We start from the raw sequence: 23,432 nt of genomic DNA, 5'->3' as shown, positions 1-23,432 counted from the left end.
ATCAAGCACCTTGTGCATCGGATTTGAGTTCCAGCAGGGTTTTCATCACCAGGGACAAGTCAGCGGTTGAGGTGACGCCACCAAACGCGTCATGCAAACGGAGGTAAAGGGTGTAGAGCAGATCGTAGCGATCCCGGTTCCTGGGGTCAGGATGATAAGCGGTGTCCCGCAGTCCGGTCATGGCCATTTGCGCGGTACGTAGATCAGGGTGCAGACCAGCCAGTACCGTGGCGGCGATGGCGGCGCCCAATGCACAGGCCTGGCTGGAGCGGGCGAGCCGCATTTCACAGCCGGTGACGTCGGCATAGATCTGCATCAGCAAGGCGTTTTTGTCGGCGATACCGCCTGAGCACACCACCCGGCTGATCGGCACGCCATATTGGCGCAGGCGTTCAATGATGACGCGGGCGCCAAAAGCGGTGGCTTCAATCAGGGCCCGGTAGATGTCTGCTGGTGTTGTGTGTAATGTCTGTCCGAGCAACAGGCCGGTGAGGCGCTGGTCCACCAGCACTGTGCGGTTGCCATTGTTCCAGTCCAGTGCCAGCAGGCCGGACTGACCGGGTCGGAGTGCCGCGGCCTCCGCAGTGAGGCGTTCATGCCGGGCTGCGTCGCCACCCAGCACGCCTTCGACCCACCATTTGAAAATGTCGCCGACGGCTGACTGGCCAGCTTCAATGCCGTCATAGCCCGGCAGGATGGCGCCTCGAACGACGCCGCAGATGCCCGGAATGTCAGCCACAGATTGGTCGGACGCAACGACCGCACAGTCACAGGTCGATGTACCAATGACCTTGACCAGGGTGCCTTCGTCCACGCCGCAGCCAATGGCCCCGAAATGGACATCCAGTTCACCAACCGCAATCGGCAGCCCCACAGGCAGTCCGAGGCGTTGCGCCCAGTCCGGGCACAGGTGGCCGGCGGCAACGGAGATGTCATGCGCTTGCGCATACAGATGGTCGCGCAGCGCCGCCAGCCTGGGGTGCAGGGCGGCCAGAAATTCGCCATCTGGCAGGCCGCCCCAATCTGGCGCATACAGCGCCTTGTGGCCGGCCATGCAGATACCGCGCCGGATCAGACGTGGATCGGTGATGCCGCACAGTGTGGCGGGCAGAAAGTCCGCCAGCTCCACCCAGGAAAAGGCGGCATCAAACACGTCGGCATCCACCTGCAGGCAGTGCCAGATCTTGGCCCAGAACCATTCGGCCGAATAGGTGCCGCCGATCCTGGCCAGATAGTGAGGGCGCTGCGCCTGCGCCGTGTGTGTGATGGCCTGGGCCTCGTCGATGCTGGTATGGTCTTTCCACAGCCAGCACTGTGCATTCAGGTTGCCGGCAAACCGCGTGTCGCAGGCCAGCGGCTGGTTGTGCCGGTCCACTGGCAGCGGACTGGAGCCGGTGGCGGCGACGCCGATGCCACGCACCAGGGCAGGTCGAAAAGCCGGCGTGGAGGATTGAGCGTCCTCAAGCGCCAACACCCCCGCCTTTTCCAGGGCCAACAGGTGATCGGCAGGGCGCTGCCGGGCCAGGTGATGTTGTGCCGGATCCAGCAGGATGCCGTCGTGTCCCGACGGGTAGGCCACCACAGCGCTGCCGATTTCCTGCCCGTTGGCACTGTCAACCACCACGGCGCGTGCCGAGTTGGTGCCGAAATCAAAGCCAAGTGTGTAGGCCACGGCGGGGTGCGCCATCGGGTTCTTGGGGTGGCGGATCAGCCGGCAAACCCTTGCGGCAGGCCTTCGAGATTGGTATGACTGGCCTGCATCGAGGCCAGTGACACGCCTTTGCGTTCAATGAGCATCATGGCAATGATGTCGACCAGCAGGAACAGGGCCTGCTCCAGCGACGAGGCCATGGGTTGAACTGAAGGCAGTTCCTGGCCGGTGCCAAAAATCTGGCCTGGCACCAGCACACACAAATCGGCCAGCTGGCCATGGGTGTTTTCCGGATGAGCCGTCAGCAACGCAACGCGGGCGCCAGCCTGCTTGGCGCAGGTGATGACATTGAGTTCCACATTGGTGACCGCGCAGTGTCCGATCAGCAGGTCACCGGCACCGAGGTAGGGTGAGGTGGTGTCGTAGACGACATAGGTGTCAAAGCCCATGTGCTTGAGGCGCATGGCGAAGGCGCGCACCGACAGTTGCATGCGACCCATGGCGTAGAGCTGGATGGTCTTGGCGCGCATGATTTCGTTGATCAGCGCTTCGATTTCTTGCGGGTTGACCGCGTTCAGGATGGCGGCGTTTTCGGCAATGACAGTCTGGGTAAGTTGACGGTAGTCCATGGGGGCCTTTCTCGGGTGGGACAGCAACGCAGGTGGGGGAAGGGCGTCATCCGTGGCTCGGCCACTGGAACTGGACGTGGGCCTTGTGGCGTGCAGCGGCAATCAGGCGGGCATTGGGTTCATCGGTGTTGCTCACCCAATCAACGGCGGCCTGATGGCTACGGCCAAAAAATTCATGCCGCTGCACCAGTCTTTCCCGGCGCAGGTGGTCATCGACGTCGACGTACCAGATTTCATCGAGCAAAGCCGCGACGTCGGCCCAGTAACCTTCGTGGTGCAGCAGGTAGTTACCCTCGGTGATGACCAGCCGGGTTGCCGCGCTGACGGCAATCGCGCCGGCAATCGGCTCTTCGATGTCGCGTCGAAATTCCGGGGCATAGACGGTTTCTGTCCCGGCCTGCTGGCGCAAACGCCGCAGCAACGCCACGTAGCCGGCGCTGTCAAAGGTATCGGGCGCTCCTTTGCGCTGAGCACGGCCCAGGCGTTGCAGTTCGGCATTGGCCAGGTGATAGCCGTCCATCGGCACCAAAGTGGAAACCGCTGGAAATTGCTGGTGCAAGGCTTGCGCCAGCGTGGATTTGCCCGCACCGGGTGGCCCCACCAGACCGAGCAGCTTGCGTTGTCCGCTGGCCAGCAACACCTCAATCCGGCGCAGATAAGAGGCCGGAATTTCCGGCAGCACGGCGGGCATGGTTGGGACTCCCGGGCGTTCAGTGGTGGGAGTGCGCCATGGCTGCTGCGTGCAGGCCATTGGCCATGTATTCGCGGGCGTGCACGGCGAGGTTCATGCCATCGTCCCACAGGTTGCGCCAGATGGCCAGGGCATTGGAGAGGTCTTCGTTGACCACGGTGGAGGAAAAGCTCTCGAACGTGATCACCCCCTGATAGTCGATCAGCGTGAGTGCCTTGAAGAACTGCGCGAAATCCACGGTGCCCGAACCCAGATAACCCCGGTTGCTTTCGCCGATATGCACATAACCCAGACGCTTGCCGCAGGCCAGCACGGGCTGCATGAAGTCGGCTTCTTCGATGTTCATGTGGTAGGTGTCCAGATGCACCACCACATTGGGGGCGTCCACCTTGTCGAGCATCTCCAACGCCTGCAGGGCCGTGTTGAGATGGTTGGTTTCATAGCGATTGACGACTTCAAGACCCAGGGTCACGCCCTTGGTCAAGGCATAGTCGGCCATGCGTTTGACGGCATCAACCGCGTTTTGGCGGCCCTTGGCGCTCAGGGGACCCGGGTACTTGGCCATGGCACCGTAGAGAATGCCGCCAAAATACTTCCCGCCCAGAGCGGCCGTGACGTTCACACCTTCTTCGAGCAATGCGATGCCACGTGCCACGCAGTCCGGGTCTTCGCTGGAGACGTCAGCGGCAAAGGTCAGCCCGCGTGAGCAGCCCAGCTGCAGGCCGTACTCCTGCAGCAGATCCCGCGTCAGCGCCAGATCCATCACCTTGGGGCCGTGCAGTGACAACTCGACGAGATCGAAGCCGGCTTGTTTGGATTGACTGATGACCTTGCGGGTGGACTCGGGGGTCAGGTCACCCGCCCAGACGAGGGCGTGTACGCCAAGGGGATTCATGGGTAAATTCCTTTCAGGTGGAAGTTCAGGTCAGGACAAAAATGGCAGTTAATGCCGGGGTTGGTTCTTGCGGGAGGCCAGGTAACGACCGGCCATCACCAGAATCATGGTGCCGCCCCACATGGCCTGGGTCAGCTGGGGATCAACACCGAGCAGATTCAGGCCACTGGAGATCACCTGCAGCACGATCAGGGCAATGAACAGGCCGGACACCTTGCCAAAACCGCCAAAAGGGTCCACCCCGCCCAGAATGGCGGCCAGTACCGTCACCAGCAGATACGACTGGGCGTAACCGGCGCTGGCCGAGTTGAAACGGGCCATCATCAAAATGGCGGCCACCCAACACAGCAGGGTGGAAATGGTGTAGACGCTGATGAGCACCCAGCGGGTGTCCACCCCGGAGTAGCGGGTGGCTTCCAGGTTGGAGCCCACCATGTACACCGCCACCCCATGGCGGGTACGCGAGAGGTACAGGGCGATGGCTACCGTGGCCAGCAGGAAGATCCAGAACGGCAGCGGAACGCCCATGATCAGGGTCGAGCCAATCAGCTGGAATTCGGCCGGGAACCCGGCAATCGGTTTGCCCCGGGTGAGCAGCACGCAGGTGCCGTTGACGATGGACATCACCCCCAGCGTGACCAGAATGGGGTGCGCGTTGACGGAGGCCACCAGGTAGCCGGTGATCAACCCCACCAGCAGTGTCAGCAGTGCCCCCGCCAGCAAGGCGGCGCTGATGGTCAACGTCACATGGCCGACCGGAATCACCCCGCTGGTCAATACCCAGGCCATAGCCAGTGCCGCCATGTTGGTGCTGGCAATGATGGACAGGTTGATGCCACCGCTGATCAAGGGCAACAACATGGCCAGCGCCAGCAGACCCAGTTCGGGCACCTGAAACAGCATGGACCGGATCGTGTCCTGGGTCGCAAAACGGCCGGGCAAGGCGACGGTAAAGCCCAGGCACAACACGGCCAGCAACAGTACCAGGCCGGCGCCGTTGCTGCGCACCAGTCGCTGCCGCAACGGGGTGACCCAGGCAGGCAAGCCGCCAGGAGCCGGGGTGTCGATGGGGTGGGTCATTGGCATGGGGTCCGGGAGGTTCATCAACGGCGGGACTTGAGGCCCGACATGGCGGCGGAGGTGAGGATCACAACACCCAGCAGGATCTGGAAAAAGTAGGGTGAAATGCCAATCAGATTGAGCCCGTTGCGCAGCATGGCCAGCAGCAAGATACCCAGCATCACACCACCGACACTGCCGCGTCCGCCCATCAGGCTGGCGCCCCCCAGCACAGCGGCGGCCAGCACAAACAGCTCGCCGCCCACCATGGCATTGGGCACGGCCTCACCCACACGGTTGGCCTGAACCAGTCCGGCCAGCCCGGCCAGCAAGCCCAGGTAACCGTAGGCGAACACCTGAATCACCGTCAGGTTGATGCCGGCCCGTTTGGCGGCCTCGGGATTGCCACCCACTGCAAACACCTGTCGCCCCAGCGCCGTCCGGTTCATGATGAACGCGGTCAACGCCGCAACACTGAGCATCACCAGTACCGGCAGTGTGATGCGTACCGTGCTGTCACCCTGGCCGGCAAATTCAAGCAGCACCACCGCGTCGCTCAGCCAGGCGGGCAGACCATAGATGTATTTGCCTCCTGAAAAGTACATCAGCAGGGAAAAGTACAGGCTCATGGTGGAGATCGTGATGATGATCGATGTCGCCCGCAGGCGGTCAATCAGCCAGGCATTGATGCACCCCAGCACGGTGCCGGTCAGCAGGTTGATCAGAATGATCAGTGGCCACGGAATTTGCGAACGGGTGGCGCAATAGGCGGCCACATACTGTGCCACTGACGCCGTGGCGGCAAAGGAAATGTCAATGCCACCCACCACCAGCACGACAAACAGGCCGATGGCCAGGATCGCGGTGACCGAATCGCCTTCGATCAGGTCGACAAAATTGCCGATGGTGAGGAATTCTGGGGCCTGCACACCAAAATAGGCGGCCATGATGAGGATCACCAACACCAGGTAGCCGGTGGAACTGCGCGGCAGCATCCGGCTGACAGCGTTACGCATAAACCGACTCCATGATCTGGGCCTCGCTGGCGACACCCGGGACAAAGGATTCAATGATCTCGCCGTCGCGCATGTGCAGCACGCGGTCGCAGGTGTAGTACACCTCGGGCACTTCATCCGAGATCATCAGCACGGCAACACCCTGCCTGGCCAGATCGTGCACGATCTCGTAAATGCCCTGCTTGTTGCCGATGTCGACGCCCACTGTCGGTGAATCCAGGATCAGCAGCTTGGGCTTGGTGGCCAGCCACTTGGCCAGCACCACGCGCTGGGCATTGCCCCCCGAGAGCTGGCTGACGGGGGCCGTCAGTGACGGAATTTTGATGTTCAATGTGTTGCGCCAGGCACGGGCCATGGTTTCCCTGCGCTCGGGGGTCAGCCAGCCGGCCCAGGCGCTGATGCGGTTGAGCACCGCCAGCACCATGTTGTCCTGTACCGATTGGCGCATGTTCAGACCCAGGCTCAACCGGTCCTCGGACACATAGGCAATGCCGGCATCAATCGCTTGGCGATTGGTGCGCGCCAACATCGGACGGCCCTGCAGCAGCACTTCACCACTGTCGGGTGGGTTCATGCCAAACAGGCTCAATGCCAGCTCCGTGCGGCCGGCACCCAGCAGGCCGACCAGGCCAACCACCTCGCCCTGGCGGACTTCCAGGCTGAGATGGCGGTACTGCCCCTGGCGAGTGAGCGCGCGTACCTGCAGCACCGGCATGGCCTGGGTGCAGTCGCGGGCATGGACGTGGTGTTCAATATCCAGTCCCGTCATCAGTTCGGCCAGGCGCTTGTCATTGAGCCCCTCGGCGGGGTAGGTGCCGAGCTTGTTGCCGTCACGCAGCACCGTGACGCGGTCGGCGATTTCCACCACCTCGTCAAGCTTGTGGCTGACAAACACCACGGCCACACCATCAGCTTGCAGGCGTCGCACCACTTCCAGCAGCGCATTCACTTCAGAACGGGTCAGTGAGGCGGTGGGTTCATCCATGAACAGCAGGCGGGCATCGGCGGCCATGCCGCGGCAGATCGCCACCAACTGGCGGGTGGCGATCGGCAGGTCGCCCACCAGGGCGTCCAGCGGCAGGTTGACGCCAAGCCGTGCCATGGTGGCTGCCGCGCGTTCACGCATGCGGGGACGGCTGATGACACTGGCATAACTGCCCAGTGCCTCCTCGATTGAAATGTTCTCAGCCACGCTGAGGTTGGGGAACAGCGACAGATCCTGGTAGATCACCTGGATACCCAGCTGTTTGGAGAGGTGCGGCGTCAGGTGCTCACGACGCTGGCCATCAATCTCGATCACCGCCCCGGGTTCGGGCTGATTGACCCCGGAGAGCACCTTGATGGTGGTGGATTTGCCGCAGCCGTTTTCTCCAATCAGGCAATGCACCTCACCCGGCAGAATGTCCCAGTCCAGGGCATTCAAGGCCGTCACACCCGAGAACTTCATGGTCACGCCGGACACGCGGACAAACGGCGCGTTGCCCTGGACATTGCGGTCGCTCATGTTGCGGTACGGTGAAGCGGTGGAGAAAAGTCGGGCGCCACCAGGCCCCCGACGCTGAGAGGCAGGGCCGTCTTACAGACCCATACCGACGAGCTTGTCGATGGTGCCCTTGTTGATTGGCTCCAGCTTCTGGCCCAGGATGTTGCGGGTGGTCTTGTTGACACTGACCTTGCCGACGCCGGGAATGTCCATGCCGTCGGTCGGTGCCTTGCCTTCGGCCACGAGTTTGGCCACACGCACAATCACCTCACCAGCCAGGCTGGGGTTCCAGATGTAGCCTTCAACAATGCCGCCATCCTTGATCAGTTTGGCGCCCTGGCCAGGAGAGAAGGGGCCGACCACGGCCAGCTTGCCCACCAGTTTTTTCTCAAGCACCACGCGGCCAGCGCCGATCGGGCCCTGGCTGCCGAAGGCCAGCACGCCCTTCAGGTCGGGGTTGGCGCGCAGCAAGTCCTGGGTGGTGCGAGCGGAGTCGTCCACACTTTCGGCCACGCCAAAGCGGTCGGCCACCAGTTTCATGTCAGGGTATTTTTTCTTCTGGTAGGCAATGGCGGCATCGGCCCAGGCATTGTGCAGCGGCACGGTCAGGGAGCCGACATACAGCGCGTACTTGCCCTTGCCGCCCATGGCTTTGGCCAGTGCTTCCATGTGCATTTCACCAAAACCGGCCACGGTGGTCAGCTCGATGTTCCAGTCGTTGCCGACTTGCTCCGGCGACTCGTGGGTGATGACCTTGATGCCGGCGTCATGGGCACGCTTGAAGACCGGCTCCAGGGCTTTGGCGTCATTGGGTACCACAGCGATGACCTTCACCTTGCGGGCAATCAGGTCTTCCACGGCGCGCACTTGCTGGGCGGCGTCAGCCACGGTCGGGCCAACCATCCAGGCTTCGCTGCCGAGTTCCTTGCCAGCCTTCTTGATGCCGGTTTCCATGGCGTTGAACCATGGAATACCACCAATCTTGACCACCACAGCCACGTCATTGGCGGCCATGGCCGTCTGGGCGGCCAGGGTCAGAACACCAATGCCGATCAGGCTGGCGATGCGCTTGAGTCCAAATTTCATAAGGCGTCTCCTCAGAGTAATAGGGTACAAAACCGAAAGATCAACTCCCGGAAAGTTTCCGGAGTTACTGCAGCCAAGGGTGCCATCAGCGCTCTTTAGCCTATCGATGCTCATTTCTGGATCAATGCACAATCGATTGCGCGATGGTAGGTGCAGCAACGCACAGAGGCATTGGTGCTTACCCTAATCAGGTCTTTTGGTAACGCAGTTTCATCACCAGGATGGTGGCCGCCAGGGCCAGCGTGATGGCATTGGCGATGATGATCGGCCAGGCGCCCAGCAGCAGGCCATAGGTCAGCCAGCAGGCAATGCCCACGGTGAACACGCTGTACATGCCCAGTGAAATGCCGCGAACATCCTTGGTCCGGAAAGTGTGCAGGGCCTGTGGCAAAAAGCTGACCGTGGTCAGGGTGGCGGCCACGGTGCCGAAGAAATCAGTCAGATTCATGGGTGAACGGGGAGTGGGATACGCCAGATTGTCGGCGAACTGGACGATGGGCCGCGTGCCGGCGCGCGCCATGGCGCACCGGATGTGGGGGCTTCAGTGGGCCGATGCGCTGCCGACGGCCCAGTCCACCAGCGCTTCCAGTGCGGCTTTGGCGTCGCTCGCGTTGGCATGGTTGATGATGGCTACCAGGCAGACTTGTTTGCCGCCCGCCCCATGCACATAACCGGCCAGGGCCAACACGCCGTTGAGGCTGCCGGTCTTGAGGTGCGCGCCGGCCGGGGTCGCCCGGCTGCGCTTGAGTGTGCCATCCAGCCCCACAATCGGCAGCGACGACATCAGCTCGGGCATGTATGGGGAGGCCCAGGCCACCTGCAACAGCCGGGCCAGCGCTTCGGCACTGATGCGCTCCTGGCGTGACAGGCCGGAACCGTTGTCCAGTATGGGCGCGGGCAAGGACGGCAACGTGGCCAAGGCCGGGCTGATGCGCTGCTGCCACCATTGGCGCAGCACCTCACGCGCGGCCTCCTGTGTGGCGGCGGCCGTAGCCTTGCCATTGCCATTGCCATTGCCATTGCCATTGCCATTGCCAGTGCCAGTGCCAGTGCCAGTGCCAGTGCCAGTGCCAGTGCCAGTGCGGTGGGCTGCCAGTGTCAGGAACAGCTGCCGCGCCATCACGTTGTTGCTGAACTTGTTGATGTCGCGGATCACCTCGGCCAGTGTCGGCGACTGCGACTCAAAGGTGGCCGCGGTGGCGGGGGCGTTGCCCTCGCGCACCCGGCCGGTCAATTGGCCACCCATGCTGTGCCACAGGCCTTGCACGGTGCGGGCGGTGTAGCTGGCGGGGTCGACGTAGGCCACTGGCCAAACCTTTTCACCGCAACTGACCGGGTAGCTGCCAGCCAGCCGGATGGATGCCGGGTCGGAGAAGTCTGCCTTGAGCGTGCCCCGGTAGTCGCCGCAGACTTTGCCGTTGCTCAGCGGCACCGTGGCCGGCACCTGCACGCCCCACAGCGGCGGGTCCAGCTGGACCCGTGCGACGCCATGGGCCGGGTCTGGCACCAAGGTCAGAACCACCGATTTGAAGTTGATCAGCAGCGCGTCGGGCGTGGCGTTGTAGGGGCGCAGCGGTTCACCGTCAAAGTCACCCGGATGCCCCTCCAGCGGGGCAAAGGCCTGGCGGTCGAGCACGATGTCGCCCTCGATCTTGCGGATGCCCAGGCTCTGCACCCGATGCAGCAGCAGCCACAGGCGCTCCAGCACCAGCTTGGGGTCGCCCTGGCCCTGAATCACCAGATTGCCCTTGAGCACACCACGGTTGATCTGGCCGTCCAGCCACACCGGCGTGCGCCAAGTGAAGCCGGGACCCAGCAGGTCCAGCGCGGCGTAGGTGGTGACCAGTTTCATCACCGAAGCCGGGTTCATGGCCTGGTCAGCGCGGTGGCTCAGGCGCGGCGCCGCCTGGCCGTCGGCATCTTGTACCAGCACGCTGATGGCGTCCAGCGGTACCCCGGCCTGGGCCAGGGCCGTTGTCACGCTGGCGGGCAACGGCGCCGAAGCGCCGGGTCGCAGCGTTTGCGCCCCGGCCAGGGCGCAGGCCAGCGTCAGTGCGAGCAGGAGCCAGCGCCGGCTCCGTCTGGGTTGGATCAACATGGTTGAATTATGGGGCGCCGCGGATAATGGCCCCCTGTCTGTCTGTTGGCCGGATGCTTCTGGATAACAGGATGCTATTAAAATAGTAGCTTACTATATAGTCAATAAATAGGCTGGAGCCTGATTTGATCCTTCAATGTGTTGAAATAAATGGCCTGACTGCGAAAGGTGGCGCATGAATCTGCTGGCCCTGGATACCAGCACCGAATCGATGTCGATTGCCGTGCAGCGCGGTGACGGCGCTGGCGCGCACCTGTGGCAACACACGGCGGCGGGTGGGGCGCTGACCTCGACCCACTTGATCCCCGAGATTCAGCGCCTGATGGGGCTGGCTGCGTTGGACTTTGGCCAGCTGGACGCTGTCGTGTTTGGCGCCGGACCGGGGTCGTTCACCGGTCTGCGTACCGCCTGTTCGGTGGCGCAGGGGCTGGCTTTTGGCGCGGCGCTGCCGGTGCTGCCGGTGGACACCCTGCTGGCCGTGGCGGAGCAGGCACGCAGCCAGCTCCAGGCCACGGACAACTTGGCGGTCACCGCCTTGCTGGACGCCCGGATGGATGAACTGTATGCCGCCAGTTACCAGTGGGCGCACGGGCGCTGGTCGCAAAGCACGGACTACCGCCTGATCAAACCTGAACAGTTGGCTTGGGACGGCGTCGGCGTGCTGGCTGGCAACGTGTTTGCCGCTTATGGCGCGCGCCTGCCCGATGGCCCGGGCCGACGGGTGCCGGCCTGGCCGACGGCGGCGGCCCTGTTGCGTCTGGCGCCGGCCCTGCTGGCGGCGGGGGCGGCTGTCAGCGCCGCGCAGGCCTTGCCCACTTACATCCGCGACAAGGTGGCGCAAACCACGGCGGAACGGGCGGCGTTGAAACCGGCCGGGCCGACGGCATGAGTGCGTTCAATGCCGCTCCCGAGGCGCGTTTTGAGCCGATGCTGGCGTCCGATCTGGACGCCGTGACGGCGCTGGAGCAGCAGGTGTACCCCTACCCTTGGCAGCGCCACCACTTTGCCGACTGTCTGGCCAGCGGTTACCAGGCGCAGTTGCTGATGGCCGGGGACAGCATGCTGGGGTATTTTGTCGCCATGAAGGGGTTTGAGGAGGTGCACCTACTCAACATCGCCGTGGCCCCGGCCTACCAGCGCCAGGGTTGGGCGCAGGTCATGCTGGACGCCTTGACGCTGTGGGCACGCGGGCAGGGGTTGCAGTGGGTCTGGCTGGAGGCACGGGCCAGCAACACCCGCGCCATCCACGTCTACAAGGCGCATGGTTTTCGCACGGTCGGTCAGCGCAAGCAGTATTACCCGTGTGGCGGCGGGCCGCGTGAGGACGCCGTGATCATGAGCCTGCCGCTGCCGCAGGCCGGCAACCCGAGTCTGTGAGAATCACCCCATGAGTCTTGATCTGGATGACCGCCAACGCGCCATGCTGGCTGAGATGGGGGTGCACGTCTGGGCGCCGCAGACGGTGGCGGAGCCACCAGCACCTCTGGCGGTAGCGGTCAAGGACTGGCAGACCGACAGTGATCGGCAAAATGCTATTGAAAATATAGCTTCAAATGAAGATTTCACCTGGGCTGAAGAGCAAAATGCCATGCAGGTTGAGGCGATGTCGCCAGCACCTGTGGCAGCCCCGTCCACCCAGGCCGCCCATGTGCGCCAGCCGGCTGCGGGGCCACGGCCAGCTGCTGCCGGGCCGTCCCCCACCAGCTTGTTGCCCTTGCCGCCGGGCATCGGGCAATTGGACTGGCCGGCGCTGCGCCGCACCGTTGACACCTGCCAGGCCTGTGCCATGTGTTTGGGCCGCCGCCTGCCGGTGCTGGCGGTCCCGCCCGAAGCCTTGCGTGCCGACTGGCTGGTGCTGGGAGAGCCGCCCGACGATGCCCAGGAGCGCGCCAGTGTGCCGTTTGTGGGTGATGCCGGTGTGCTGCTGGACAACATGCTCAAGGCCGTGGGGGTCAGGCGGTTTGCGCCGACCGAGCCGCCGGCGCGCTGGGAGGCGGCCAGCACGGCCTACCTGAGTCTGGTGCTCAAGTGTCGCCCGGCCTTGCCGACGGCGCCCGACGCCCAGGCGGTGGCCGCCTGTGCCCATTATTTGCGCCGTGAAATCGCCCTGGTGCAGCCCAAGGTGATTCTGGCCATGGGCCGCCTGGCGATGCAGGTGCTGCTCAGTGAAGACCACCCGCAGGGCCTGAAGCTGCCGCTGGGCAAGCTGCGCGGGCAGGTCTGGCATTACCAGGGTGTGCCGGTGGTGGTGACCTACCCGCCGGTTTATCTGCTGCGCAACAGCCAGGACAAGGCCCGCGCCTGGGAGGATTTGTGTCTGGCGATGGAGGTGGTGCAGGGCGGCACCGCGGCGGCCTGAACCGGTTGGCTCAACCCGGCCCGATGGTGGCGTGGTCCAGATCGGGCCGCTTGTGCGGGTCCACATGGGTCATCAGGTTAAGCACCCGGTGGCGCTGCATCACGCGTTGGCGCGCCAGCACGGCAATGTCATGCCCCTGCTCCACACTCAGGGTGGCATCCACTTCCAGGTGGGCGTCGACCACAATCATGTCGCCCATCTTGCGGGTACGCACATCGTGCGCGTCGCGGATGCCGGGGGTTTCCAGCAGGGTGGTGCGAATGGCTTGCACCTCGGCGTCGTCGGCGGCGCGGTCCATCAGGTCGTGCAGTGCATCCCAGCCAAAACTCCAGCCCATCCGGGTCACCATGAAGCCGACGATGGCGGCCGCAATCGGGTCAAGAATCGGGTAACCCGCCAGGTTGCCGATGATGCCGACACCCACCACCAAAGATGAGGCGGCGTCCGAACGGGCGTGCCAGGCATTGGCCACCAGCATGCTGCTCTTGACGCGCTTGGCCACCGCCAGCATGTAGCGAAACAGCAGCTCCTTGGCCGCCAGCGCGCCGGCGGCCACCCACAGCGCGGTGACGTGCACGGTGGCGATCGACTCCGGGCTTTGCAGCTTGTGCGCTGCCGACCACAACATGCCCAGGCCCACGGCCAACAACAGCAAGCCCAGCACCAGTGAGGCAGCGGTTTCAAAACGCTGGTGGCCGTAGGGATGGTCCTCGTCGGCGTCCTTGCGGCTGTGGTGGTTGGCAAACAGCACCACAAAGTCGGCCACCAGGTCAGACAGGGAGTGGATGCCATCGGCAATCAAACCCTGGGATTTGGCCAGTACGCCAGCCACAATCTGGGCAACGGTCAGCAGCAGATTGACTGCCACACTGACCCAGGTGCTGCGTGAAGCCGCGGCCGAGCGTTCGGCCAGGCTGAAGGGGCTGTCTTCGGTGTTGTCGGGGAATTCGTCGGTGCGCATGGCGATGTCATCAGGAGTCAGTGGCCAAAGTGTAGGCCACTGGCGCCTGCGGCTCAGACCTTGGGTTCGGTCGGTAGGGTGTCTGCGGCCAGCTGGGGGGCAGCCACGGGGCTGGATGTCCGGGCCATCACATCTTCACCAGGCTGGACGCTCAGGCTGTAAGGGATGGTGACAAAGGCACAGAAACTCACCAGCATCAACGTGCCGAACACGATGGACAGGTACTTGGTGACAAATTGGTGCAGATCGGTATTCATGGCGGGCCTCGTTGAAGTGAGATGGAATGGGGTGAATCATCCCGCCCCGGCCTTAAGCCCGGCTTAGCCCTTGCTTAAGGCTGGCTTATCAGTGGCGACCTGCCTGGAAAACTTTAGCTATAAAAAATATAGCTAAATGTGCATATTTCATCCGGGCTGAAGGCCTGTTTTTCTGGTAAGAACGTCAACCCATGCGGGCCAGCAGCCCTTCCATTTCCTTGAGCATGGCCTCCAGGCCTTCCTTTTGCGTCTCATCCGCCGGGAAACATTGATGCAATTCCTGCTCCATGAAACACATGGTCATGCGCAAATAGGTGCTGTCGAGCGCCTTGCGGACCGCAGAGAACTGCTGGCTGATCTTCAGACAGCTCTCGCCCTCTTCGATCATGCGTTGCACGCCGCGGATCTGGCCTTCGGCCCGTTTGAGGCGATTGATCACCTCGGTACGTGCCGCCTCATTCGTCAATACCGTCATAACTTTGTTCCTGTGGTCAGTGGCTGATGCCCGCGGCCCTGGCGCCGGCCGGATGCCGCGAGCGTGTCTGGCTTAACGAGCGCAACCTGCCTTGTCTTCCGGTACGCCCAGTTTTTTCAAAATGACGCCCAACGGACAAAAATTGGTGAAGCCCGACTGGAACAGGTTGGCGCCGACAAAAGCCGTGAAGGCCAGCGCCCATTTGCTGACAAACAGCGGGCTGCCTTCCACCCCCAGGGCCAATGAGAGCATCACAAAAAGTCCGGCGAATACCAAAATATAACGTTGCACTGTCATTTCAAAACTCCTTGGTTGATCACTTGTTCAATCGGTTGATACCCAGCAAGCCCATGATGTATTTCTCATAAATGGGCTCGGAGGTGCCTTTTTTCAGCTTGCGCATGAAATATTTTTCGTACGCCACCTTGGCCAGATGGACCCATTTGCCCTTTTTGAACCAGTTCACATTGCGTGGCGGGATCTGCGGCAAGGCCACAAACGCGGCGCCGGTGTCGCCCATGTCGGCCAAGCAAACGGCATTCCAAGTGCCTTTGGCCACGGCGGGTTTGCCGGCCAGATCGTCCAGGATGTTGTGGCAGATCGCCGTCATCATGCTCTCGATCATGTAGCCGGTTTTGGGGGTGCCGGTGGGCACCGGCGTCACTTCGACCGGTGGGATCGCCACACAGACCCCGGCCGAGTAGATGTTGCGGTAGGCCTTGCTGCGCTGGAACTCGTCAATCAGCACCATGCCACGCGGGTTGCACAGATTGGGCACGGCGGCCACGGCATCCACCCCCTTGAAGGCGGGCAGCATCATCGACAGTTTGAAGCCGACTTCATGCTCTTTCAGCGTGTTGCCATGGTCGTCCAGCTGGGTCACAAACATCTTGCCCTCTTCCACCCGGGTGGTCTTGGCATTGGTGATCCACTTCATGTCGCGGCCGCGCAGCTCGGACTCCAGCATCGACTTGCTGTCACCCACGCCACCCAGGCCCAGGTGCCCGATATAGGGTTCACTGGTGACGAAGGTCATCGGCACCTTGTGGCGAAGTTTGCGCCGGCGCAGATCGGTGTCTACCACCATGGCGAATTCATAGGCCGGGCCGAAGCAGCTGGCACCCGGCATGGCGCCGATCACGATCGGCCCCGGGTTTTGCAGGAATTTTTCATAATCGGCAAAAAAAGCCTGGGCGTGGTCCACGTGGCAAATGGAATGGGTGAAACCACCGCCGCCAGACTTGACCGGCCCGGCGCCGGGCACCTCATCAAAAGCCAGCTTGGGCCCGGTGGCGATCACCAGGTAGTCGTAAGCCAGAGTCTCACCATCGACCAGCGTGAGTTGGCTGGCAGTGGCGTCAATCGCCGTCACCGCTTTGGGGATGAAACCGATTTTCTTGCGTGCCAGATAGGGGGCAATCGGCAGCGTCACGGCGTCACGGTCACGCCAGCCGACCGCGACCCACGGGTTGCTCGGCACAAACTGGAAGTAGTCGGTGGTGTTGACGACGGTGATGCGGTGCTCCGGGGGCAGCATTTCACGCAATTCGTAAGCTGCGGGCATGCCACCGATGCCAGCACCCATGATGACGATATGAGCCATTTTGTCTCCTGTTGATCAAGTTGAAGGAAGGTTTCCGTTGGGGCCTGCCGCATCTGCGTGCGGCTCTATACGTCGCCGATAAAGCGCGTAATACAGGACGGGTATCACCACCAGCGTCAGCACGGTGGACACCAGAATGCCAAAAATCAGGGAGATGGCCAAGCCATTAAAAATGGGGTCATCCAGAATGAAAAAGGCGCCAATCATCGCGGCCAGTCCGGTCAGCGCAATCGGCTGGGCACGCACCGCTGCAGACTGGACCACCGCCAGCTTGAACGCCATACCCTGAGAAACTTGCAGCTCGATAAAGTCCACCAGTAAGATGGAGTTGCGCACGATGATGCCCGCCAGGGCAATCATGCCGATCATCGACGTGGCGGTGAATTGAGCCCCCAGCAAGGCGTGCCCCGGCATGACCCCGATGATGGTCAGCGGAATCGGCGCCATGATCACCAGGGGGGTCAGGTAGCTGCGGAACTGCGCCACCACCAGCAGGTAGATCAGCACCAGGCCCACCGCGTAGGCCGCCCCCATGTCGCGGAACGTTTCGTAAGTGATCTGCCACTCGCCATCCCACTTCAGTGCGTATTGCCGATACGGGTCCGACGGCTGGCGGATCCAGTATTCCCCCAGGGCGCCGGTTCCTGGCAAGGCGGCACTTGCCAGGCGGTCACGAATGGCAAACAGGCCATACAAGGGCGAATCCAGCTTGCCGGCCATGTCGCCATAGACATAACTCACCGCCTGCAGGTCTTTGGTGAACAAGGGCTTGTCGGCCACACCATGCTCCACCTGCACCAGTTCGGACAAGGGCACCATCTGCCCGTTGGCGGCACGCAAAGGCAGCGCCAGAATGGCGTCCAGCCCGACCTGATCCACCAGTGGTAATTGCAGGCGCACCGGTACCGGGTATTTGGTTTGTTCGTCATGGAGATAAGCGGCATCCATGCCCGACAGGGCCATGGCCGCCGTCTGCGCAATGGCCGCCACCGGGATCCCCAGTGACTCGGCGCGCTGGCGACGTACCCGCAAATAGGCGCGCGGCGCATTGCCCTGAAGCGAGGTGTCCACCCCCACGATGTCCGGCGTCATGGCAAAAGCCTGCGCCACCCGGTCCGCCAGCTGCTGGCGGCCGGCTTCATCGGGGCCGTAGATTTCCGCCACCAGCGGCGACATCACCGGAGGGCCTGGCGGCACTTCCACCACCTTGATGCGGGCATGGTGGCGCAGGCCAATTTTTTCCAGCTCGGGGCGCAGCCGCTGGGCGATGGCATGACTCTGGTCGCTGCGATGGTGCTTGTCGACCAGATTCACCTGCAGGTCGCCCTGTTCAGCATCGGCGCGCAGGTAATACTGGCGCACCAGACCATTGAACGTGATCGGGGAGGCGGTGCCGGCATAGGCCTGCAGGTTCAGCACCTCGGGCTGCTGCGCCAAATAGCCCCCCAGCTCATGCAAGGCCGCCGCGGTGTTTTCCAGCGGTGTTCCCGCCGGCATTTCAACCACCACCTGGAACTCACTCTTGTTGTCAAAGGGGAGCATCTTCAGCACCACCCACTGCACCAGTGCCAGGCCGACCGACAACATCAGTGCGACCAGAATCCCGAGCAGCAACAGCCAACGCTTGCGGGCACTGTCCAGGAAAGGCGTCAGAACCCGGGTAAACAGCGACTGCAGCCGGGCGCCCAGGGCGCTCACCGGCGCTGCGGTGTCACCCGAGCCATGGTGCTGGCGCATGACTTTCAGGGCTAGCCAGGGGGTGACCGTGAATGCAATCCCCAGCGAGATCGCCATCCCCAGACTGGCATTGATCGGGATCGGGCTCATATAGGGCCCCATGAGTCCGCTGACAAAGGCCATGGGCAGCAGGGCGGCAATCACCGTCAGCGTGGCCAGGATGGTGGGGCCGCCGACCTCGTCAACGGCCGCCGGAATGATCTGGCGCAGCGATTCGTGGGGTTTGAGCTGCTGGTGGCGATGGATGTTCTCCACCACCACAATGGCATCATCCACCAGGATACCGATGGAAAAAATCAGGGCAAACAGCGACACCCGGTTCAGGGTGAAGCCCCAGGCCCAGGAGGCAAACAGGGTGGCCATCAGGGTCAGGATCACCGCCACCCCGACAATCACCGCCTCGCGTCGCCCCAGCGCAAAACCCACCAGCAGAATCACCGACCCCGTGGCGAAGGCCAGCTTCTGGATCAGCTTGTTGGCTTTTTCGGCGGCGGTCTCACCGTAATCACGGGTGATGGTGGTCTGGATGTGGGTAGGAATCACCGTATTGCTCAGCTCAAGCACCCGGGCGCGCACGGCACTGGCCACGTCCACCGCGTTGATGCCGGGTTTTTTTGTGACAGTCAGGGTCAAGGCCGGATAAACGTCGCCCGGCTGTCCGGCCGGTGTCGCCGCCGCGCTCGCTGCTGCTGACGCGGCCTGCCCCGGGGTAAACCAGACATAACGGGCAGGCTGGCGGGCGCCAGTTTCAATCCGTGCCACCTCACGCAGAAACACCGGAGCCCCTTTGCTGACCCCCACGACCAGATCACCCACGTCATCAGCCGAACGCAGGAACTCACCGGTTTCCACCTGGAGCATCTGCGCAGTCCTGCCGGAGCCATCAAATACCGCGCCCGAGGGCATGCTGACATTTGCACTGGCCAGCAGGTTTTTGAGAGACAACAAGTCCACACCCCGCTCGCGCAGGCGGGCCGGGTCCAGCCAGACATGCACGGCGCGTCCCGGGCCGCCGATGGTCTGCACCTCGCGGGTGCCGGGCACGCGTTTGAGTTCAGCCTCCATGGTGTGGGCCACACGCTCCAGCTCAACAGCGGCGGTCGCGTCACGGCTCCACATCGTCACCGCCAGCACGGGCACATCGTCAATACCCTTGGGTTTGACGATGGGACTGAGTGTGCCCAGATCCCTCGGCAGCCAGTCCTGGTTGGCATTGAGCACGTCGTACAGCCGCACCAGCGCCTCCGTGCGAGGTACCCCCACCTTGAATTGCACGGTCATCACCGCCATGCCCGGGCGCGCCACCGAATAGGTGTGCTCAATATCTGCAATCTGGCTGAGCACTTGTTCCGCCGGGCGTGCGACCATGTTCTGCACATCGGCGCTGCTGGCCCCCGGAAACGGGATCAGCACATTGGCCATGGTCACATTGATTTGCGGCTCTTCTTCACGGGGCGTCACCAGCACGGCAAACAGGCCCAGCAACAAGGCGACCAGCGCCAACAGCGGCGTGATGGCATTGAGCTTGAAGGCCCGCGCCAGTCGCCCGGAAATACCCAGCGGGGTTGCTTGTTTCATGCTCACCTCACTGTGCTGGCGCTGAGCCGGCTGCCAGGGCACCGGCCAGGCCGGCGTTCACCGGATGGAGCGCCACGCGGTCCGCTTCGGTCAGGCCGGCCAGCACTTCCACGCCCTGGCTGCCATGGTCGGCCCCCAAACGCACGGCCTTCAGCGCAAACCCTTGGCCTGCCACCACATACACCGCCGTCAGCTCACCACGGCGCAGCACGGCGGCGGCAGGAATCACCAAACGCCGGACCTGTCCTGCGGCAAAGCGCACCCGCAGCTGCTGCCCTGGCGTCAGCCCATTGGCTGCCTGCACTGGCAGGTCCAGGCGCCATTCAATGGTTTGGGACACCGGATCGGCACCGGGCAGCTGGCTGGTGGTCAACGGGCGGATCCACTGCAACGAGCCGTCCGCGGTGGGGACCTGGACTTCCACCGAAACACGCTCTGACAAGGACTTGGAGCGCGACACCGGCACCTGCACCACGGCCCGCATGGGAAGTGGTGCATACAGCGTCAACAGCGGCTTGCCCGGCAGGGCCAGATCACCCACTTCGGCATGGGTTTGCAATACCCAGGCATCAAACGGTGCTGTCACCCGGGCAAACCCCTGTGACAGATTGGCCTGCTGCACTCCGGCACTGGCCTGATCACGTGCCGCCTGCGCCGACTTGAGCTGCGCCTGCGCCGTGTCCATGGCGGCCTGGCTTATAAACCCCTGGCGCAGCAAATCACGCGTGCGCTCGAAGCTGGCCTGCGCGTTGTGCAGTTCGGCCTGGGCCTGCGCGACCTGGGCCTGACTGCGCTGCACCCCGCTCTGGGCTTCGCGGTCATCGATACTGGCCAGCAGTTGTCCGGCGCGCACCCGGTCGCCGGCTTTCACCGCCAGCGCCGTCAGACGGCCGGACACCTGGGACGACACGGTGCTTTGTTTGACCGGCTGCACCACCCCGTCCATTTCAAAGCCCTGTCCCACGGCCTTGATCTGCACCGCCGCGACCGGCACCGGAGCCGGTCCTTGTGCCATCACCCATGACACCGGCAACAAGGCGGCCAGCCCCAGCACCCAGCGTCGGGAATGTGCAAAACGGACCGCATGAAACGAATGTATCGTGGCCATGAAACTTCCTTAGGAAAATACCATGGGGAGTATATGGGAACTCCTTCTGATCTTGCAAGTGCCGAAAAAAAAGCCCTTGCAGATCATGTCTGCAAGGGCTGTGACCCATGCCGCCGGCGGCGGCCTCACCGGGCGCTGTTGCGGTCAGAACGGAATGTCGTCATCCATATCGTCAAAGCCACTGGCCGGGCGCGTGGGCGCCGGCGCTGGCGCCGGGCGTGGTGCTGGCGCGCTTGGGCGGGCCGCCGGCGCCGGGCGCGAGTAACCGCCGCCTTCATCGTCACCCGAAGGTTCACCCATGCCTTCACGGCCGCCGAGCAGCTGCATCTCGCTGGCGATGATGTCGGTGGCGTATTTCTCCTGACCGTCCTTGTCGGTGTACTTGCGGGTCTTGATGCGCCCCTCCACATACACCGGCCGGCCTTTTTTCAGGTATTGGCTGGCGATTTCGGCCAGCCGGCCAAAAAACGTGACCCGGTGCCATTCGGTTTCTTCAACCATCTCGCCGGTCTTGCCCTTGTAGCGGCTGCTGGTGGCGATGGTGACGTTGGCCACCGGGTCCCCGCTGGGCAAATAACGGACTTCGGGGTCACGGCCCAGGTTACCTAACAGAATGACTTTATTGACAGAGGCCATGATGGAATCCTTGATTAAATAAGCGGCAAAGAGGCTGCCCGGCAAAATTCAAGCGCACATTATCGGGCTTTGGTTGGGGCCTGTGCCGACCTGGCAGCGGGCGCAACCATGGGCCAGGCGACCAGCAGCCAGGCCAGCATCAGGCCGGCGCAGGCCGCAAACAGCCCGCTGGCGCCACCATGTTTCATCAGCCAGCCACCCGCCAGGCCGCCGGCAAAAAAACCCAGCGACTGCAAGGTGTTGTACACCCCCATGGCCGCACCGCGCGAATGGGCGGGTGCCAGCCGCGACACCATGCTGGGCTGGCTGGCTTCCAGCACGTTGAAGCCGTAAAAGAACACAAACAGCAACAGGCCCAGTTCCAGCAGTCCGGGCGCAGCCCCCACCAGCCACCAGAAGCCCAACTGCACCAGCGCCGTCAGCCCGATCGAGGTCAGGAACACGGCACGCAGATAGCCGCGTTTTTCCAGCTTGAACAGGCTGCCCCCCATCACCACAAACGAGCCCAGCACCGCTGGCAGATACACCTGCCAGTGCTGGCTGCGTGCCAAGCCGGCCTGCACCAACATGGCCGGCAAGGCCAGCCACATCGCCAATTGCACCGCATGCAACACAAACACGCCGACATTCAGCCGCAACAGGGCGGGGGAACGCAACACGTCCAGCACCCGGCCACGCGGCTGGTTCTTGTGCGCCACGGGTTCTGCCGGAACCCACCAGAGCACGGCCACCACGCCCAGCAGCGCCAGCACGGCGGTCAGCGCAAACAGGCCCACCAGGCCGATCCAGCCCGCCAGCACCGGGGCCGCCACCAGGGACAGGGCAAACATTAGGCCGATGCTGGCGCCCACCAAGGCCATCGATTTGGTGCGTACCTCGTCTCGGGTCTGGTCTGCCAGCAGCGCTGTCACCGCCGCGGAAACCGCGCCACCGCCCTGAACTGCACGACCCACCGCCAGCCAGAACAAGTTGGGCGCCAGGGCCGCCACACCACTGCCGATGGCAAACACCAGCAAGCCAAACACGATCACCCGCTTGCGCCCCAGGCGGTCCGACGCCCAGCCGTACAAAAACTGCAGCATCGCCTGGGTCAACCCATAGATTCCCATGGTCAGGCCCACCATGGCGGTGTCATCCCCTCCGGGGTAACGGGTGGCCTCCATGGCAAACACGGGCAGGATCAAAAACAAGCCCAGCATGCGCAGGGCAAAAATCGAAGCCAGCGAGAAACTGGCACGCAGTTCGGTGGGCGTCATCGCGGACGAGGGTGAGGCACTGGCCGATTCCAGCGGAACATTCGCTTGAGGCAAAGAATTTCTCCGAAAGCACACAGGCAACCCAAAGCGGGCCGCGTGCGCCGGATTGTCACTGATTCACATCGCCAGCGGCGGCGCCGCTGCAGCGGTCAAGGCCAGCAACGGCAGTTTGACTATCATGGCGGGTTTCCCGGTGCATTTTCACCTTCCACTTTTTGAGCAGGGCACGCCTTGAACCAACCCGCCGACGGCCACTCCCTCCGACCCCCAGCCGATGATGGCAAGTACCTTGCCGTGGCGTTGCAGCAACCCACCATCAGCATCCGGGGGGCACGCACGCACAACCTGAAAAACATCGACCTCGACATTCCGCGCAACCAGCTGGTGGTGATCACCGGGCTGTCGGGGTCGGGCAAGTCCAGCCTGGCGTTTGATACCCTGTATGCCGAGGGCCAGCGCCGCTACGTGGAAAGCCTGTCCACCTACGCCCGCCAGTTCCTGCAGCTGATGGACAAGCCCGACGTGGATGTGATCGAAGGCCTGTCGCCGGCGATTTCCATTGAGCAAAAGGCCACCAGCCACAACCCGCGCTCCACGGTGGGCACCGTGACCGAGATCCATGACTACCTGCGTCTGCTGTTTGCTCGCGCCGGTACACCCTATTGCCCCGAGCACGGCCTGGCGCTGCAGGCACAGACTGTCAGCCAGATGGTGGACGCGGTGCTGGCCTTGCCGGTCGACACCCGGCTGATGATTCTGGCGCCGGTGGCGCGCGAGAAAAAAGGCGAGTTCCATGAACTGTTTGCCGACATGCAGGCCCAGGGGTATGTGCGGTTTCGCATCAATGGCGTGGC

General features: G+C 63.1%; 22 protein-coding genes and 1 pseudogene. 4 read left to right on the top strand and 19 right to left on the bottom strand.

Annotated features, from left to right (window positions below; all coding sequences use genetic code 11):
• Nucleotide 1 precedes the first annotated feature (1 nt).
• The 10 genes from PHW99_RS09010 to PHW99_RS08965 all read right to left on the bottom strand — a co-directional run bounded on the left by PHW99_RS09010 (nt 2) and on the right by PHW99_RS08965 (nt 10,608).
• Nucleotides 2-1,687: a ribulokinase gene (locus tag PHW99_RS09010; RefSeq protein ID WP_300175916.1), complete on the bottom strand. Its 1,686-nt coding sequence runs from the start codon at nt 1,685-1,687 to the stop codon at nt 2-4.
• Between the two features lie 20 nt (nt 1,688-1,707).
• Nucleotides 1,708-2,280 carry a hypothetical protein gene (locus tag PHW99_RS09005; RefSeq protein ID WP_300175914.1) on the bottom strand — a complete coding sequence of 191 codons (573 nt, stop codon included), beginning with the start codon at nt 2,278-2,280 and terminating at the stop codon, nt 1,708-1,710.
• 46 nt (nt 2,281-2,326) lie between these two features.
• Nucleotides 2,327-2,971: a nucleoside/nucleotide kinase family protein gene (locus PHW99_RS09000; RefSeq protein ID WP_300175912.1), complete on the bottom strand. Its 645-nt coding sequence runs from the start codon at nt 2,969-2,971 to the stop codon at nt 2,327-2,329.
• A 19-nt stretch (nt 2,972-2,990) separates the two neighbouring features.
• On the bottom strand, nt 2,991-3,866 hold the full coding sequence (locus PHW99_RS08995) for a sugar phosphate isomerase/epimerase family protein (protein ID WP_300175910.1): 876 nt from the start codon (nt 3,864-3,866) through the stop codon (nt 2,991-2,993).
• Nucleotides 3,867-3,914: 48 nt separating this feature from the next.
• A complete protein-coding gene (locus PHW99_RS08990; RefSeq protein ID WP_300175907.1) occupies nt 3,915-4,952 on the bottom strand; it encodes an ABC transporter permease in 1,038 nt (345 codons plus the stop codon).
• Between the two features lie 17 nt (nt 4,953-4,969).
• Nucleotides 4,970-5,941 (bottom strand): ABC transporter permease, encoded by a 972-nt coding sequence (locus PHW99_RS08985; RefSeq protein WP_300175904.1) that lies wholly within the window; start codon nt 5,939-5,941, stop codon nt 4,970-4,972.
• Nucleotides 5,934-7,445, bottom strand: a complete 1,512-nt coding sequence (locus PHW99_RS08980) for a sugar ABC transporter ATP-binding protein (RefSeq protein ID WP_300175901.1) — start codon at nt 7,443-7,445, stop codon at nt 5,934-5,936. Before PHW99_RS08980 ends, PHW99_RS08985 begins: the two co-directional genes overlap by 8 nt.
• 72 nt (nt 7,446-7,517) lie before the next feature.
• Nucleotides 7,518-8,510: a substrate-binding domain-containing protein gene (locus PHW99_RS08975; RefSeq protein WP_300175897.1), complete on the bottom strand. Its 993-nt coding sequence runs from the start codon at nt 8,508-8,510 to the stop codon at nt 7,518-7,520.
• Between the two features lie 187 nt (nt 8,511-8,697).
• Nucleotides 8,698-8,958 carry a SemiSWEET transporter gene (locus tag PHW99_RS08970; protein WP_300175895.1) on the bottom strand — a complete coding sequence of 87 codons (261 nt, stop codon included), beginning with the start codon at nt 8,956-8,958 and terminating at the stop codon, nt 8,698-8,700.
• 93 nt (nt 8,959-9,051) lie between these two features.
• The gene (locus PHW99_RS08965; protein WP_300175892.1) at nt 9,052-10,608 is read right to left on the bottom strand and encodes a D-alanyl-D-alanine carboxypeptidase/D-alanyl-D-alanine-endopeptidase; all 1,557 of its coding nucleotides are present in this window, start codon (nt 10,606-10,608) and stop codon (nt 9,052-9,054) included.
• Nucleotides 10,609-10,783: 175 nt separating this feature from the next.
• Between PHW99_RS08965 and tsaB the strand changes: the two genes are divergently transcribed.
• The 3 genes from tsaB to PHW99_RS08950 are packed head-to-tail and all read left to right on the top strand — an operon-like array spanning nt 10,784 to nt 12,967.
• Nucleotides 10,784-11,497 carry a tRNA (adenosine(37)-N6)-threonylcarbamoyltransferase complex dimerization subunit type 1 TsaB gene (gene tsaB, locus PHW99_RS08960; protein ID WP_300175889.1) on the top strand — a complete coding sequence of 238 codons (714 nt, stop codon included), beginning with the start codon at nt 10,784-10,786 and terminating at the stop codon, nt 11,495-11,497.
• Complete coding sequence (gene rimI, locus PHW99_RS08955; protein ID WP_300175886.1) at nt 11,494-11,985, top strand: ribosomal protein S18-alanine N-acetyltransferase; 492 nt, start codon at nt 11,494-11,496, stop codon at nt 11,983-11,985. Before tsaB ends, rimI begins: the two co-directional genes overlap by 4 nt.
• A gap of 10 nt (nt 11,986-11,995) precedes the next feature.
• Nucleotides 11,996-12,967: a uracil-DNA glycosylase gene (locus PHW99_RS08950; protein WP_300175883.1), complete on the top strand. Its 972-nt coding sequence runs from the start codon at nt 11,996-11,998 to the stop codon at nt 12,965-12,967.
• A gap of 10 nt (nt 12,968-12,977) precedes the next feature.
• On the opposite strand, the gene PHW99_RS08945 is transcribed toward PHW99_RS08950, so the two are convergent.
• The 9 genes from PHW99_RS08945 to PHW99_RS08905 all read right to left on the bottom strand — a co-directional run bounded on the left by PHW99_RS08945 (nt 12,978) and on the right by PHW99_RS08905 (nt 22,578).
• Nucleotides 12,978-13,928 carry a cation diffusion facilitator family transporter gene (locus PHW99_RS08945; RefSeq protein ID WP_300175880.1) on the bottom strand — a complete coding sequence of 317 codons (951 nt, stop codon included), beginning with the start codon at nt 13,926-13,928 and terminating at the stop codon, nt 12,978-12,980.
• Nucleotides 13,929-13,981: 53 nt separating this feature from the next.
• Nucleotides 13,982-14,185 carry a hypothetical protein gene (locus PHW99_RS08940; RefSeq protein WP_300175877.1) on the bottom strand — a complete coding sequence of 68 codons (204 nt, stop codon included), beginning with the start codon at nt 14,183-14,185 and terminating at the stop codon, nt 13,982-13,984.
• Between the two features lie 184 nt (nt 14,186-14,369).
• Nucleotides 14,370-14,660 (bottom strand): metal-sensing transcriptional repressor, encoded by a 291-nt coding sequence (locus tag PHW99_RS08935; protein WP_300175874.1) that lies wholly within the window; start codon nt 14,658-14,660, stop codon nt 14,370-14,372.
• A 72-nt stretch (nt 14,661-14,732) separates the two neighbouring features.
• Nucleotides 14,733-14,957, bottom strand: a complete 225-nt coding sequence (locus tag PHW99_RS08930) for a DUF2892 domain-containing protein (protein WP_300175871.1) — start codon at nt 14,955-14,957, stop codon at nt 14,733-14,735.
• Between the two features lie 19 nt (nt 14,958-14,976).
• On the bottom strand, nt 14,977-16,263 hold the full coding sequence (locus PHW99_RS08925; protein WP_300175868.1) for an FAD/NAD(P)-binding oxidoreductase: 1,287 nt from the start codon (nt 16,261-16,263) through the stop codon (nt 14,977-14,979).
• Between the two features lie 15 nt (nt 16,264-16,278).
• Nucleotides 16,279-19,578 carry an efflux RND transporter permease subunit gene (locus PHW99_RS08920; RefSeq protein WP_300175865.1) on the bottom strand — a complete coding sequence of 1,100 codons (3,300 nt, stop codon included), beginning with the start codon at nt 19,576-19,578 and terminating at the stop codon, nt 16,279-16,281.
• A gap of 7 nt (nt 19,579-19,585) precedes the next feature.
• Nucleotides 19,586-20,686 (bottom strand): efflux RND transporter periplasmic adaptor subunit, encoded by a 1,101-nt coding sequence (locus PHW99_RS08915; protein ID WP_300175862.1) that lies wholly within the window; start codon nt 20,684-20,686, stop codon nt 19,586-19,588.
• Nucleotides 20,687-20,830: 144 nt separating this feature from the next.
• Nucleotides 20,831-21,322, bottom strand: a complete 492-nt coding sequence (ssb, locus tag PHW99_RS08910) for a single-stranded DNA-binding protein (RefSeq protein ID WP_300175860.1) — start codon at nt 21,320-21,322, stop codon at nt 20,831-20,833.
• A 59-nt stretch (nt 21,323-21,381) separates the two neighbouring features.
• Nucleotides 21,382-22,578 (bottom strand): MFS transporter, encoded by a 1,197-nt coding sequence (locus PHW99_RS08905; protein ID WP_300175953.1) that lies wholly within the window; start codon nt 22,576-22,578, stop codon nt 21,382-21,384.
• Nucleotides 22,579-22,809: 231 nt separating this feature from the next.
• Here PHW99_RS08905 and PHW99_RS08900 point away from each other — a divergent pair.
• A pseudogene (locus PHW99_RS08900) lies at nt 22,810-23,432 on the top strand (excinuclease ABC subunit UvrA); the annotation flags it as partial.

This window comes from Rhodoferax sp. (assembly GCF_028689305.1).
GTDB lineage: Bacteria > Pseudomonadota > Gammaproteobacteria > Burkholderiales > Burkholderiaceae_C > Rhodoferax.
The sequence above is the reverse complement of the archived record's forward strand: the minus strand, read 5'-3'. Positions and strand labels throughout refer to the sequence as shown.

Bases quoted from the DNA above. Each gene is read 5' to 3' on its own strand.
- PHW99_RS09010 (WP_300175916.1), bottom strand. From the start codon at position 1,687: ATGGCGCACCCCGCCGTGGCCTACACACTTGGCTTTGATTTCGGCACC.
- PHW99_RS09005 (WP_300175914.1), bottom strand. From the start codon at position 2,280: ATGGACTACCGTCAACTTACCCAGACTGTCATTGCCGAAAACGCCGCC.
- PHW99_RS09000 (WP_300175912.1), bottom strand. From the start codon at position 2,971: ATGCCCGCCGTGCTGCCGGAAATTCCGGCCTCTTATCTGCGCCGGATT.
- PHW99_RS08995 (WP_300175910.1), bottom strand. From the start codon at position 3,866: ATGAATCCCCTTGGCGTACACGCCCTCGTCTGGGCGGGTGACCTGACC.
- PHW99_RS08990 (WP_300175907.1), bottom strand. From the start codon at position 4,952: ATGCCAATGACCCACCCCATCGACACCCCGGCTCCTGGCGGCTTGCCT.
- PHW99_RS08985 (WP_300175904.1), bottom strand. From the start codon at position 5,941: ATGCGTAACGCTGTCAGCCGGATGCTGCCGCGCAGTTCCACCGGCTAC.
- PHW99_RS08980 (WP_300175901.1), bottom strand. From the start codon at position 7,445: ATGAGCGACCGCAATGTCCAGGGCAACGCGCCGTTTGTCCGCGTGTCC.
- PHW99_RS08975 (WP_300175897.1), bottom strand. From the start codon at position 8,510: ATGAAATTTGGACTCAAGCGCATCGCCAGCCTGATCGGCATTGGTGTT.
- PHW99_RS08970 (WP_300175895.1), bottom strand. From the start codon at position 8,958: ATGAATCTGACTGATTTCTTCGGCACCGTGGCCGCCACCCTGACCACG.
- PHW99_RS08965 (WP_300175892.1), bottom strand. From the start codon at position 10,608: ATGTTGATCCAACCCAGACGGAGCCGGCGCTGGCTCCTGCTCGCACTG.
- tsaB (WP_300175889.1), top strand. From the start codon at position 10,784: ATGAATCTGCTGGCCCTGGATACCAGCACCGAATCGATGTCGATTGCC.
- rimI (WP_300175886.1), top strand. From the start codon at position 11,494: ATGAGTGCGTTCAATGCCGCTCCCGAGGCGCGTTTTGAGCCGATGCTG.
- PHW99_RS08950 (WP_300175883.1), top strand. From the start codon at position 11,996: ATGAGTCTTGATCTGGATGACCGCCAACGCGCCATGCTGGCTGAGATG.
- PHW99_RS08945 (WP_300175880.1), bottom strand. From the start codon at position 13,928: ATGCGCACCGACGAATTCCCCGACAACACCGAAGACAGCCCCTTCAGC.
- PHW99_RS08940 (WP_300175877.1), bottom strand. From the start codon at position 14,185: ATGAATACCGATCTGCACCAATTTGTCACCAAGTACCTGTCCATCGTG.
- PHW99_RS08935 (WP_300175874.1), bottom strand. From the start codon at position 14,660: ATGACGGTATTGACGAATGAGGCGGCACGTACCGAGGTGATCAATCGC.
- PHW99_RS08930 (WP_300175871.1), bottom strand. From the start codon at position 14,957: ATGACAGTGCAACGTTATATTTTGGTATTCGCCGGACTTTTTGTGATG.
- PHW99_RS08925 (WP_300175868.1), bottom strand. From the start codon at position 16,263: ATGGCTCATATCGTCATCATGGGTGCTGGCATCGGTGGCATGCCCGCA.
- PHW99_RS08920 (WP_300175865.1), bottom strand. From the start codon at position 19,578: ATGAAACAAGCAACCCCGCTGGGTATTTCCGGGCGACTGGCGCGGGCC.
- PHW99_RS08915 (WP_300175862.1), bottom strand. From the start codon at position 20,686: ATGGCCACGATACATTCGTTTCATGCGGTCCGTTTTGCACATTCCCGA.
- ssb (WP_300175860.1), bottom strand. From the start codon at position 21,322: ATGGCCTCTGTCAATAAAGTCATTCTGTTAGGTAACCTGGGCCGTGAC.
- PHW99_RS08905 (WP_300175953.1), bottom strand. From the start codon at position 22,578: ATGACGCCCACCGAACTGCGTGCCAGTTTCTCGCTGGCTTCGATTTTT.